Origin of the sequence: Aminipila terrae, assembly GCF_010120715.1 — a bacterium.
Classification (GTDB): domain Bacteria; phylum Bacillota; class Clostridia; order Peptostreptococcales; family Anaerovoracaceae; genus Aminipila; species Aminipila terrae.
Genome location: NZ_CP047591.1, coordinates 1666638 through 1679550 on the forward strand (window position 1 = coordinate 1666638; position 12913 = coordinate 1679550).

13 protein-coding genes are annotated in these 12913 nt (G+C 38.6%); 7 read left to right on the forward strand and 6 right to left on the reverse strand.

The genetic code is table 11. The features are described from left to right. The first annotated feature begins 133 nt into the window (after positions 1-133). The 7 genes from Ami3637_RS07975 (at position 134) to Ami3637_RS08005 (ending at position 7710) form a co-directional block, all read left to right on the forward strand. Positions 134-361: a hypothetical protein gene (locus tag Ami3637_RS07975; protein WP_162362114.1), complete on the forward strand. Its 228-nt coding sequence runs from the start codon at positions 134-136 to the stop codon at positions 359-361. Further along, the gene (locus Ami3637_RS07980; protein ID WP_162362115.1) at positions 358-1524 is read left to right on the forward strand and encodes a sigma-54 interaction domain-containing protein; all 1167 of its coding nucleotides are present in this window, start codon (positions 358-360) and stop codon (positions 1522-1524) included. Before Ami3637_RS07975 ends, Ami3637_RS07980 begins: the two co-directional genes overlap by 4 nt. Before the next feature lie 246 nt (positions 1525-1770). Next, positions 1771-3228 (forward strand): amino acid permease, encoded by a 1458-nt coding sequence (locus Ami3637_RS07985; protein ID WP_162362116.1) that lies wholly within the window; start codon positions 1771-1773, stop codon positions 3226-3228. A 27-nt stretch (positions 3229-3255) separates the two neighbouring features. Next, on the forward strand, positions 3256-4869 hold the full coding sequence (locus tag Ami3637_RS07990) for an amidohydrolase (protein WP_162362117.1): 1614 nt from the start codon (positions 3256-3258) through the stop codon (positions 4867-4869). 56 nt (positions 4870-4925) lie between these two features. Beyond that, positions 4926-5624: a C39 family peptidase gene (locus Ami3637_RS07995; protein ID WP_162362118.1), complete on the forward strand. Its 699-nt coding sequence runs from the start codon at positions 4926-4928 to the stop codon at positions 5622-5624. Between the two features lie 53 nt (positions 5625-5677). Then, entirely contained in the window at positions 5678-5863 is a 186-nt protein-coding gene (locus tag Ami3637_RS08000; RefSeq protein WP_162362119.1) for a hypothetical protein, read from the forward strand. A 98-nt stretch (positions 5864-5961) separates the two neighbouring features. Beyond that, positions 5962-7710: an S-layer homology domain-containing protein gene (locus Ami3637_RS08005; RefSeq protein WP_162362120.1), complete on the forward strand. Its 1749-nt coding sequence runs from the start codon at positions 5962-5964 to the stop codon at positions 7708-7710. A gap of 95 nt (positions 7711-7805) precedes the next feature. Here Ami3637_RS08005 and Ami3637_RS08010 read toward each other — a convergent pair whose 3' ends face one another. The 6 genes from Ami3637_RS08010 to Ami3637_RS08035 all read right to left on the reverse strand — a co-directional run bounded on the left by Ami3637_RS08010 (position 7806) and on the right by Ami3637_RS08035 (position 12680). Then, complete coding sequence (locus Ami3637_RS08010; protein ID WP_162362121.1) at positions 7806-8687, reverse strand: M20 family metallopeptidase; 882 nt, start codon at positions 8685-8687, stop codon at positions 7806-7808. Next, a complete protein-coding gene (locus Ami3637_RS08015; RefSeq protein ID WP_162362122.1) occupies positions 8660-9010 on the reverse strand; it encodes a M20 family metallopeptidase in 351 nt (116 codons plus the stop codon). The genes Ami3637_RS08010 and Ami3637_RS08015 overlap by 28 nt, the downstream gene beginning before the upstream one ends. 61 nt (positions 9011-9071) lie before the next feature. Next, positions 9072-9827 (reverse strand): IclR family transcriptional regulator, encoded by a 756-nt coding sequence (locus Ami3637_RS08020; RefSeq protein WP_162362123.1) that lies wholly within the window; start codon positions 9825-9827, stop codon positions 9072-9074. A 120-nt stretch (positions 9828-9947) separates the two neighbouring features. Next, on the reverse strand, positions 9948-11036 hold the full coding sequence (locus Ami3637_RS08025) for a M20 family metallopeptidase (RefSeq protein WP_243158141.1): 1089 nt from the start codon (positions 11034-11036) through the stop codon (positions 9948-9950). Positions 11037-11125: 89 nt separating this feature from the next. After that, on the reverse strand, positions 11126-12541 hold the full coding sequence (locus tag Ami3637_RS08030; protein ID WP_162362124.1) for a YfcC family protein: 1416 nt from the start codon (positions 12539-12541) through the stop codon (positions 11126-11128). After that, complete coding sequence (locus Ami3637_RS08035; protein ID WP_162362125.1) at positions 12531-12680, reverse strand: hypothetical protein; 150 nt, start codon at positions 12678-12680, stop codon at positions 12531-12533. Before Ami3637_RS08035 ends, Ami3637_RS08030 begins: the two co-directional genes overlap by 11 nt. Positions 12681-12913 lie beyond the last annotated feature (233 nt).

Below are 12913 nucleotides of genomic sequence, written 5' to 3' on the forward strand. Positions count from 1 at the left end.
TTATTGAATAAGCTTCTTTAAAAGCTTACTAAATCATGAGATACTTGCGGTGGCAGATAAACAATTATATAATATAGCTGATTAATTTGGACTAAAGAATGCTTCTGTAATAAATAAGTTAGAGGGAAACAAAATGGATTCACAACAAAAAAGGCCAGTAAATCTGCTTGATTATGAGGATGTTGTAGTTGTCAATAAAGAGGGAATAATTGTATATGATGATCAGTCAAACTGGAGTCTTTATGATTTAAAATCAGAAGATATCATTGGTAAAAACGTGCTTTCACTCTATTCTAATCTGACGGCTGAAAATAGTATATTTTTACAGGTCCTGAAACAGGCATTCCTGTTTTTGATGTGAAGCAGGAGCTGATTACTAAAGAAAATAACCGTATTTTTCAGATTGGATCTACATTTCCAATCATGTCTTATGATGAAATAATAGGGGCCATAGAGTTCTCAAAATTTTTATACAAGACCGACGCGGTGCATTGTGCCAAGACAAAGCCAATACATAAAAGTCTGAAAAAGAATAATACCATTTATACCCTGGATGATATTATTACTGAAGATAAAACCATGTTAAAAATAAAGGAACAGATTACAAAAGTGGCAAAGACGGATTCCTCTGTGCTGATATATGGAAAAACAGGCACGGGTAAGGAACTGGTTGCTCAGGCCATACATAATTTAAGTGACAGATGTCATAAACCATTTATTTCATTAAACTGCGCGGCTATACCAAGCACTTTGCTGGAATCCATATTATTTGGTACAGTGAAAGGTAGTTATACAGATGCCACAGATCGTGCCGGGCTCTTTGAACATGCGGAAGGTGGCACGTTGTTTCTGGATGAAATCAATTCCATGGATACAGCCATGCAGGTTAAAATATTGAAAGCTATTGAAGACAGGTATATCAGACGGGTGGGTGATACAAAGAATATAATCATTGATATCAGGATTATCTCTGCAATAAATGAAAATCCAGATAAACTGATTGAAACCCACGGTCTGAGAGAGGATTTGTACTATAGACTGAGTACCGTGTTCATAGAACTACCAGTGCTGAAAGAGCGAAAAGAAGATATTACTGTTTTGATAAATCATTATCTTTCGTACTATAATGACAAAATGAAAATAAAAGTGAAGGAGATTCAGCCTCAGGTTTTAGAGTTATTTTATAAATATGACTGGCCAGGAAATGTAAGAGAGTTAAGAAATGTCATTGAGAGTTTTTATAATAATGTGGCTGAAAATGGGATTATAACTACAGAAAACCTTAGTGACAAGATTAAAAAATCAATAAATAAAAACAATGCTGATGAAAACACATTTAATGATTATAAAAACCATAAAGAATCAATTGCCAGCCTGAAAGATGCAGTGGAAATGTATGAGCAGCAGCTCATAAAAAAAGCCTTAGCTGAGAACCAGGGAGTAGCTTCCCATGCAGCAAAAGCATTAAAGATTTCCAAACAGACCTTACAATACAAAATAGATAAATATCATTTAGGGGAGTAAATGGTACAAAAAATTTGACGTGGTAAAAATATTTTACCACGTTTTTTGCTTGTTATAGTTTAAAATTTATAAAGATAAACAAAAGCCAGGTAAAAACCCCTGATTTTAAATAGATTTAACATATGTAGTCCTTGCCTTAAGGATTGGCATTGTTCTTGCGTAATAATAACCTGAAAAGTAAAATCCTATAAATTGTCGACAGTATGGAGGAAACTTTAAATTAAGAAAACAGGAGGAACATTAATTATGGAATCAGGCAAAAAGAAAATAGGAATGTGGTCGCTGGTTATGGTTGTATTTGTTGCTGCTTATGGATTCAGTAATGTTACATCTAATTTGGTCTATATTGGACTGGCAGCCATACCCTCATGGATTATAGTGGCTATCTTATATTTTATTCCATTAACCATTATGATTGTTGAACTGGCAGCTGCCAATAAAGATAAAAGTGCAGGAATTTACAGCTGGATAGAATGCTCCCTGGGTACAAGATGGGCTTTTGTGGGAACATGGTCTTATTATATCACTTCAATTTTTTTCCTGCAAAATGTGTTTGGAAAGCTGCCTGTAGTGGTGTCATGGGCAATTTTTGGAGAAGACCGGTTTAATGATAAAACGGCATATCTGATACCATGGCTTGCCATAGGACTTATAGTAGCCCTGACTTTTATTGCAATCATGGGAGTTGAAAAATTTTCTAAAATCAGTGATTTGGGAGGACAACTAACTTTAATTGCCACCGTGCTATTTATTTTATTTGCTATTATCGGATATATTGGAAAAATTACTCCATCGGCTTCAGAATTTACCGCTGCTAACTTAACGCCAGCCTTTGATGTAAATTATTTCTCGACTTTTTCATGGCTGCTGCTGGCTGTATGCGGTTCCGAGATTGCAGGGACTTATATAGGTCAGGTGGATAACCCTAAAAAAACATACACCAAGAGTGTCATGGTAGCTGCAGGTCTTTTGATTGGGTCCTATATTTTAGGGTCAATAGCAGTCTGCCTTATCATGTCACCAGCAGAAATTTCAAAATATAATATAGCAGACTCTCAGTTTATTGTATTTAAAGTCTTAGGAGATAGTTTTGGAATAAGTGGCAAAGTAGTGGTTCAGGTTTATGCTTTTATAAATGTAATTTCTTCAGTTGCCTGCTATGTAGTATGGATGGAATCTCCTATCAGGGCTATGTTCTCTGATGTGCCAGAAGGGATTTTCCCTAAAGCTCTTTCAAAATCAAGGTCCGACGGAACTATGGTAAATGCACTGTGGATGCAGTGTGGGGTTTTATTTGTATTGTTTACCATTTCTATTGTTGGACTAAAATCACTTTCAAACTTTTTTGTTCTGCTCATGAACCTTACTTCTCTGTCTACCATTGTGCCATATGCGATTATGGTAGTGGCTTATTTCACTTATAGGAGTAAAAATGAGCACATTGATTTTGCCATAATCAAATCTAATTTTCTGGCGAAAATGATGTCGGTTATTGTATTAATTCTCAGTGTGGCTGGTTTCTTTGGAGCTGGATTGGGGGATGTTCTGGGTGCATCTGCTTCAGAAGCATTTAAGAAAGTTCTGATGGATTACGGCGGACCGATATTATTGCTTCTGATAGGATGGATCATAATCCTTCTGCATGATAGAAAGAATAAACACAAAATGCAAATGAGCACAGATGATAACCGAAAAATCGGCTAACTGTTTTGAAAGTAGAAAGGAACGGACATGGAAATTACTTTAATATTAACAAATGGAAAAATATATACACTGGATGGCAGACAATATGAGGCCATTGCTGTTTCTGGGAATCAGATAGCCATGCTTGGAACAACAAAGGAAGTTGAAGCTGCAGGGGAAAGTGCGGAAATTAAAATAGATCTGAAGGGAAAGTGTGTTTTACCTGGATTTAATGACAGCCATTTGCATCTGGTGGAATTTGGGCTATCTGCTGAAATGCTGAATCTGGAGGAGGCCAGTTCTATAGATGAAATTATCAATGAAGGGAAGAATTACATCTGTAATAAAGAAAAGCAAAAGGGAGACTGGGTTCTGGGATATGGGTGGAACGAAAAGAACTTCCGTATTCCAGCTATGCCTTCAAAAGAAGATCTGGATAAGATTTCAACAGAGCATCCCATTATGATTACCAGGGTATGCGAGCATATTGCGGTGGTAAATACAAAAGCACTGGAAGTAACTGGGGCAGACCGGGGCACTAGAATTAAAGGAGGATCCTTTGATAAAGATCAGAATGGAGAACTAACCGGGGTGATTCGTGAAAATACCTTAGACTGGTTTACAGACCGGTTACCAAAAAGAGAGGTAGAGGAGATTAAGACTGCCATTCTTACAGCAGCCAGTCAGGTGGTACAATTTGGTCTTACTTCTCTTCAGACCAGTGATTTACATAGCTGCACTTTTGACGTGATGTATGATGCGTATACACAGTTAAAGGAAGAGGGGAAGCTGCCGGTTCGTATATATGAACAGCTTTATCTGCCTGAAATGGATATACTGACTCAATTCCTGGAGAGAGGCTTTGAACCGGGACAGGGAGATGATTTCTTCCGTCTGGGACCAATGAAACTGTTAACAGATGGGTGTCTGGGTGCCCGTACGGCAGCTCTTCGGGAAGATTATAGTGATGACCCAGGAAACAGGGGAATGTTTACCTATGAGCAGGAGGAACTGGACGCCTTGGTATTGAAAGCTCATCAATCAGGCATGCAGGTATTCTTACATGCCATTGGGGACGGGGCAATTGAGGCCTGCTTAAAATCAATGAAACAGGCACTGGAAAAGTACCCCAGGGCTCATCGTCATGTGATTAATCATTTTCAGATTGCAGGCACTGATCTATTTGAAAAAGCTTCAAAACTTGGCGTTATTGCAGATATACAGCCTGCCTTTATTTGCTCTGACTGGGATATTGCAGAAGATAAGGTAGGGCCTGAGAGGCTAAAAGCAAGTTATGCATGGAAGTCCATGCTGGAATCTGGTATGAGGCTGATGGGAAGTTCAGATTGTCCGGTGGAACACTGCAATCCTTTCAATGCCATCTATGCGGCAGTAACCAGAAAAGATTTAGAGGGTAAGCTGGATAAAGCTTTTATGCCGGAGCAAGTTCTTACAGTGGAACAGGCCATAAATCTGCTTACGATTAATAGTGCTTACGGATCCTTTGATGAAAAGAAAAAGGGTGTTCTGGCAGAGGGGTATCTGGCTGATATGGTGGTAGTATCTGAAGATCCTTTCACAGTGGAGAAGGATGAGCTAAAGGATATAAAGGTGTTAATGACCATAATGGATGGAAAAATCAGATATGATTCAGCTCAGTAGTGAAAAGCGGGGATAGTGCTATTATCCCGGGTTTTAAATAATATTGGAGGTAGCTCATGTATAATAAAAAGATTAAAGGAATTGTTGTAGCAGTAGCAGTTATTGTTCTGACCGGAACTGTTTTTGCAGCAGCAAATACAAATGAACCTCAATCCCACGTTTTAAATCTGCCAGCACGTGAACAATGGGCAAATAATCACGGGTATTGCGGAGAAACATCTATACAGACAGATGCACTTTATTACGGAACTTACATAAGCCAGGAGATGGCAAGAAAAATCGCCGGGAGTGAGCTGCTTGTATCAGAAAATGATGATGAACTTCTTAATGCGCTTAAGCTTGATTTTGATGAGTGGAATTATGACCAGAAGACACCCCAGTATAAATCCTATCTGGCATGGACGAAAAAGCATTTGCAGCAAGGCCATCCTGTCATTATAACCGTATATGTAAAAGATATGGAGGACCCTGATTTTGATCATATTGTTCCTGTTACGGGATACATTTCCAAAGATGCAGATACGTTCCATGATAGCGATAAATTAATTTTCAATGATAATTTTAAAAAGGAGCCTTTTACTCGTACTTTTCAATCAATGTGGGATGAACGGAGCATGAAGAGGAATCATTCTGAATATGAGTACTGCATTCCTAAAAATGTGGATTACGGGGTAGCTATAACTGGTATAAGAGATAAGAAAAAGAAACAGTTCCGGTTTCCCTTGACCTGGATTCCTGGAATGAACCCAATGTAAGTCTGGGGGAGGCCCCTAAAAAAATAAGGGCTACAATTCACATTAATTCTCTGGTGCCAGGTGAAAAATACGTATTACTCAAGTATACGGATTATACAAAAGTGCCAGACAGTAATTTCATTAATAGTAAGGCAGATACTGTTAAAGCTTTTTCAGCCACAGGTTCCTCTATTACTTTATCGGATTCATTTATGTCAGATACCCTTGCAGTGTATCGTTGTGTAAAAGAAACGAAATAATAATGGTAAATTATTACTAATATGGTGCTATAATATACTTAAACTAACTTAACAAAGTAAGAAAGGGCAAATTCCAAAATTATTTGGGGGTAAATAAAATGTTAAAAAAAAGTAAAGTCACCATATCAGTTATTGCTATTTTATTAATGCTGTGTAGTACCGTGCCGGTTAATGCGGATACAAACATACAGATCATTGGAAATGGAAATACAGTAACGTTCAATGATTTAAATGGATACAGCTGGGCTTCGGATGCCATCAGTTCATTTGCTTCAAGAGGAATAATTGAAGGAGATGGAAATGGCAAATTTAATCCCGCCAATAAGGTTACAAGAGAACAGTTTGCAAAAATGCTGGTTTTAACCTTTAATGCGCCATTAAAGAATGCTACATCTGAAACATTTGCAGACGTGCCAACAGGCAGATGGTCCAGCACCTATATAGAAACCTGCAAAGATTTTCTCACGGGTTATACAAATCCTTTTGGAGGGCTGCCAACATTTCATCCTGCAGAAGCAGCTACCAGAGAAGATATCGCAGTTGCGTTAGTACGAATGCTTGGACTCACTGATAAAGATGCCAATAACGCAAAGTATGCAAGTTATATGTTTTCAGATGCAGGCAGTATTTCCTCTTCTTTATTAGGTTATGTGAGTATTGCGGCAGAACGGAATTTAATATCAGGGTATAATGATGGAACTTTCAGGCCCCAGCAAAGCATCAGTAAGGCAGAAGCTGTAGTTTTATTAAACAGAGCAACAAAACAGGCCGTTACATCCATAAATAGTGATTTAGATCTATCAGCAAAGGTTATTACCAGCAATGACCCCAAGAAAGTAACCCTGCAGATTGAAGCGGAAGAAGGCACAAAAGTTACTGTGGATGGTAATTCAGTAACAATGAATAATAATGGATTTGGAAAATATGAAGGCTCTTATCCATACACCTTTACTGGAGAAGGTTCTAAAACCTTTACCGTTACAGGAACAAAAGCAGGAAAAACAAAAACAGTCAGTGCTACAGCAGCCTACCAGTTGGATGCCCCTGTATTAACTATTACATATTGCCCAGGGGAAGTTGCAAATAAAAATATTAACCTGACAGGGAGCATGTATGATAAAAATTACAGTACAACTCTTACTATAAACGGATCTAAGGTAGATGTTTCCTCAGAGGGAAAAACTTCTAACTGGTTCTGGCCGTGTACTTTAAAAGAAGGGAAGAACACCTTCAATTTTGTACTGACAAGTTCTTCTGGAAAAACAACCACTCAGACCAAAACAGTTAATTATAGTGTTGGAGGGCCGGAACTGACCATAACTTCCTGTCCAGCTGAAGTATCAGACAAAAACGTTGCATTAAGAGGAACTCTTTATGACAAAGATTACAATACGGTGCTTACAATAAACGGAGAGGCTGTAGCTACTTCCACTGCAGGATATAATAGTAACTGGAATTGGACCTATAGCCTGAAAGAGGGGGAAAATACACTGAACTTTGTATTGACAAGTTCCTCAGGAAAAACCGTATCTCAGACAAAAACAATTAATTATAATGCTGCTAAACCGGAATTAACCATTGGTTATTGCCCATCAGAAGTGACAAATAACACTGTAACCATAAGAGGCAGTATCTATGATAAAAATTTTAGTACAGTGCTTACCATAAATGGAGAAGAAGTTGACACTGCTTCAGCAGACTATAAAAGTAACTGGGAAAAAACCTATACCCTGAAAGAAGGAGAAAACACTTTCAAATTTGTGCTAACAAGCTATTCTGGGAAAGAAGTTACTGAGACAAAAACAATAACCTATAAGGCAGCACAATCAGATACAAATCCTAGTTAATATATAGGGAATGAGAGCTAAAAAGTAAAATAAACACGTACAATGGACACAAAAGCCGATACAAATATATTGTATCGGCTTTTTTCTTTATTATTTTATTTACAATAATCTATGGCTATCATAGAATAAATCAATACAGCAGGGACAAGCTGGCTGATTTCAATATTTTCTGCTTTAGAATGGGCGCTGGATAAGTCTCCAGGACCCAGAACTATGGTAGGTATTTTGCCGTAATAATTTATGAGACCACCATCTGTCCATGCAGGAAAGGAACCTAAAAGGGCATCTTTTCCTGTCAGCTTGTGAATAGCTTTTGCCGAAGCTTTGACAATCTCCTGGTCTGGGTCTGTGTACATAGCTTCGTGGATATAGGTATCATCCATATAGCTGACATCCATTACCTTAAAATCTGCTTTAAATTGGGAGTCCTGTGTGCTGAGTTCATCAAGTATCTGCTGGTATTCCCTCAGTATTTCCTGATAATTTTCACCCGGTATCCAGCGCCTGTCTATTTGAAGAATACATTCTCCTGCTACCGTGCTAGGCTGAGTTCCCCCTTTTATTAATCCATAATTCATTGAAGAGGATCCGATGACAGGATTGGTTCTTTTTTCAATTTCAGGAATTAATTCAGATTCCAGTTTGTTAATAAATAACATGGATTTTTGTATAGCGTTAATCCCCTCTTTTTGTTTCCCGCCATGTACGGTTTTCCCATGAAAAGTAAACTCAAACCATTCCAGCCCACGATGGCCAATGCAGATCTGCATACTGGTAGGTTCGCTGACGATAGCTGCATCTGGCAGGGTTCCCTGCTGTAAATAAGCACGGGTTCCTTCACTTTTTGCTTCTTCATCAATGACTCCGGCAAACACTAAATCTCCGTATAGCTTTATTCCTGCACGCTTGATGGCAGCCATTGCCATCATCATAGTGGCCAGACCCGCTTTCATATCAACAACCCCGCGTCCGTACATTTTTCCCTCTGAAATTCTAGCTTCATATGGGTTCCCTTCCATATCATAGGGGGTACCGTATCTGTGTGACCTGTGAAAAGAAGGGAGTTTCCATTTCCGGTTCCCTTTAATCTTGCGGTTACATTACACCTGCCATCTATAACAGGTATCAATTGGGCTTCAATGTCTTCCTTGACGAAGAAATTATATATATATTCAGCAACGCCGGTTTCCTGGCCTTTTATGCCATCATGACTTGGGATACTGACTAGTTCTGTCAGAAGATTGATTACTTCTTTCTCAGAAAAGCTTTCTGAAATAATTTCATTAACTGATTTTTCCATACATACCTCCCAGATTAAATAAGGCATTGAGATTCGTTAAATTTTCAGTCTCTATAAAATTTTATGGCAGATAACTTGTGATTTCTTCCGCTGCCTGTTTAAACAATTTAAGAAATTTGTCAATTCGTTTTTCATCGTCCTTACTCTTTAAAAATGAGCAGGCAAGACAGCCCTTAACTTCGCCACTCTGATTAAAAACAGGAACACTGAGTCCGAAAACGTGAGGGGCCACTTCTTCATCACTGGTTGCATAGCCCTGATTTCTGATTTTTTCATATTCCTGTAATATTTCTTCAGGCTGAGTCAACGTATTTGGCCCTAATTTCTGGAATTTCTGTTCTGACAGCAGTTGTTTTACCCGATTCTGGTCATAATAGGCCATCAGACATTTTCCATAACACCCTCTGTTTATAGGGTAAAACTGTCCGGGACGATAGTTCATTTTATAGGGTTGGTGTACTTCCATCTCATAAAGGGAGATGACTTGATCCCCAACTCTGGTGGCGTATCCCACAGACTCTTTCATTTCTGCACCGATACGATCTAAAATTTCCATTATCTTTGACTCCATGTTGTCATTGTTTATATAGGCCATGCCTACGTGAAATGCCATGGGACCCACAATAAATTTCTTTGATCTGAAATCCTGTATTACCCATTTCTTGGCTAGCAATTCCTGAAGAATACGATGTACAGTTGTTCTGTTAAGCTGAGTAATCTCACTTATCTCAGCAACTTTCAGCTCATCAGGATGATTGCTCATGGTTTCCAGTATCAGCAATGCCTTGTCAATAGGTGTTAGTTTTTCCTTTTCCAATTAATCCACTCCCCATATGTATAAATCATAACTATTATACACCATTTGTTTTAGAAAGAGCTAAAAACTCTTTTTGGATTATATCCAGACGGGGCTTTGACGTAAGCACATCATAGCCAGTCATTGCCAAGGCACAGGCCCCTTGTATATGGTAGCCTTTCCATTGTCCGTTATGGTATAGTCAGCAAATTCTTTTGAATGAAGGATTAACTCCGGGTCACCGATACCAATCCATGGGTGGATAGTAGGAACAACCTGGCTTACATTTCCCATGTCGATTGAGCCAATTCCGTTACTTGCAGCCCTTATCTCTTTTTCCCCCAAGGACATAAGGTTAGCGTTGAAAATCTCAGAAAGAGTAGTGTTTGTTCTCAGATTATCATAGGAATTTTCAAAATTAGATATTTTCACAGTTGCTCCAGTCATGCTGGCAGCACCTTCAGCACATTTTTTTACTTTTTCAATTACTTTCTCTAAATTCTTTTTTTCCTGTGCACGGAAATAGAATCTGGTTTCTGCATAGTCTGGGACAATGTTTGGTGCAACGCCTCCATGAGAAATGATTCCATGCATACGTACATCACTTGTAACATGCTGACGAAGGGCATTAATGCCGTTATAAAGAAGAATAACAGAATCCAGAGCATTAATTCCCTTTTCCGGCATGGCAGCTGCATGTGCAGTTTTCCCAAAATATTCAAATTTGATGGCTTGCAGAGCTAAAGAGGTTCCGCTGGTTTCTGAAACCGGGCTTGGATGGGCCATCATAGCAACGGTAACATCCTGGTAAGCTCCCTGATCAGCAAGGATTCCTTTTACACCACTGGTTTCTTCTGCAGGTGTGCCGAAGACGGTGATTCTGCCGCCAGTTTCATCCAGAATAGCTTTTAGCCCGAGAGCTGCACCAATAGACATAGTGGAAATTAAATTGTGTCCACATCCATGTCCAATCTCGGGCAGTGCATCATACTCGCAGAACAATGCGATATTGGGGCCTTCTTTTCGGCTGGCATAACTGGCACGAAAGGCGGTGGGTATATCATAAACAGGGTGTTCAACAGTAAATCCGTTTTTAGTAAGGTAATCGGTGAGCAATCTGGCCGCCTGATATTCCTGTTCTCCAAGTTCTGGATTTTCATAAAGATATTTACTAATGTTAAATAGCTCATCCAGCTTATCTGAAATTCTTTCAGTTATTCTTGATTTCAATGTTAATACCTCCTAAAAAGTATAACCGACAATCAAAAGCTATTTTGAAGGCCGGCTATACTTTAAGTTAATGTTTCAAGTACTATTTTTTAGAATGGTCCGTATCCCATGGAGTTTGCAATTACTACTACAACAATAGCGATTAGATATTCACCTACAACAAAAGGCCATATTTTCTTTGCCCACTGACCCCATGTCAGTCCTGCTACTGCCAGGGCCGCCATGAAGTAACCGGATGTAGGAAGAATTGTGTTACCAATTCCATCAGCCAGAGTGAAGATCAGACATGCTGTCTGACGGGTTACATGAAGCAGATCCGCTAAAGGAATCATGATTGGCATGGTAAGCATGGCCTGGCCGCTTCCGGAAGGAACCAGCAGGTGAAGAGTTGCCTGAACCACAAACATTCCTGCAGCACATACAGATGCGGAGGTATGTTCCAGAATGGTAGCGGCACCGTTCAGAATGGTATCAATAATATTTCCGTTGGTTAATACAACTACTATACCTCTTGCAAAACCACAAATCAAGGCTCCTGATAAGATTCCCTGTGCACCTTCCATAAATTTGTCAATGTATTCATTGGAAGACATTTTACCAATCACAGCGAAAAGAATGGATACGATGATAAATACACCGGAGTATTCAGCCATATAAAATCCAAATTTGATAACACCAACTACAAGACAGACAATAGCTCCTACAAAAGCTAACAGTATCAGTTTGTGACGGCCGGTAAACTTGATGTTTTCAATAACGGCTACTCCTTCATATCTTCTGTCACCCCAGATTCCAAGAGACGGGTCTTTGGCTACTTTATTTGCATGATGATATACGAAGGCCACTGCAGCTATGTACACAACGATAAACAGGCCAAGTCTTACTGGAAGACCGGAGAACAGTGGTAATTCTGCAATGCCCTGGGCAAGTCCGATAGTAAATGGATTCATAATAGCGGTGGTAAAACCAATGGACATACCCATAAGAACAATGGCACATCCGGTAAAAGCATCAAACCCTAAAGCCAGAGCAAAAGGAATGATAATAGGCAGATACATCAGACTTTCTTCTGCCATACCGATAAAGCTACCTCCAAGTGCAAACAAGAGCATCAGTATAGCGATAAATGCCAGCCTTTGTTTTGAAAGCTTTTCGGCTGTAGTTGAAAGGAGTCCGTTCAATGCGCCGGTAGCATTCATTACATTGATCATTCCTCCAATGATGATGATATAGAAAACGATAGGTGCCGCTTCTACAAGACCCTGGTGAATGGATGTAAATAAATGAAACAGGTCTACAGGGGTTTTGTCTACAAGATGATAGGTTCCTTGTACCACAACACTTCTTCCATCTACATCTTTTCTGTCATATTGTCCGGCAGGAAGGATATATGATAATATTGCCATAACTACCAGTACTGCAAAAAGTAAAACAAACGTATTTATTCCTTTTTTCTTTCCTTTTGAATCTTCCTGAAGAATTTCATTTGATTGTTCATTTCCCATATTGTTGTTTCCTTTCTTGTTTCGTTGATATATTTATATCAAACCAGCAAGCATCCTGTCCCACTAACTCATCAGATGCAGCCAGCTCTATTCTTTTCTTTCCACTAACATGTACAGATTCTTTATTACTTATATTCAACGCCTCCTATATTTAAAATTGATAGTAAAAAGAAAAGATTGTTGTTCGTCATGTGAACATTATGTTGATTTAATGAACATTTTTTTATAATTATATAATTCTGAAGTTTAGTTTACAAGTAGTTTTTAAAATTTTATGTCAATTTTAAAATTTCTGTATAATACATCCATTTAGGAATTCATACCTTAAAAATATACCTATTAAAAATAAGGTAAATACTCCCTGTATATTTT

Coding starts and splice junctions, on each gene's coding strand:
- Ami3637_RS07995 (WP_162362118.1), top strand. CDS start 4,926: ATGTATAATAAAAAGATTAAAGGAATTGTTGTAGCAGTAGCAGTTATT.
- Ami3637_RS07990 (WP_162362117.1), top strand. CDS start 3,256: ATGGAAATTACTTTAATATTAACAAATGGAAAAATATATACACTGGAT.
- Ami3637_RS08005 (WP_162362120.1), top strand. CDS start 5,962: ATGTTAAAAAAAAGTAAAGTCACCATATCAGTTATTGCTATTTTATTA.
- Ami3637_RS08030 (WP_162362124.1), bottom strand. CDS start 12,541: ATGGGAAATGAACAATCAAATGAAATTCTTCAGGAAGATTCAAAAGGA.
- Ami3637_RS08010 (WP_162362121.1), bottom strand. CDS start 8,687: ATGTACGGACGCGGGGTTGTTGATATGAAAGCGGGTCTGGCCACTATG.
- Ami3637_RS07985 (WP_162362116.1), top strand. CDS start 1,771: ATGGAATCAGGCAAAAAGAAAATAGGAATGTGGTCGCTGGTTATGGTT.
- Ami3637_RS07975 (WP_162362114.1), top strand. CDS start 134: ATGGATTCACAACAAAAAAGGCCAGTAAATCTGCTTGATTATGAGGAT.
- Ami3637_RS08015 (WP_162362122.1), bottom strand. CDS start 9,010: ATGGAAAAATCAGTTAATGAAATTATTTCAGAAAGCTTTTCTGAGAAA.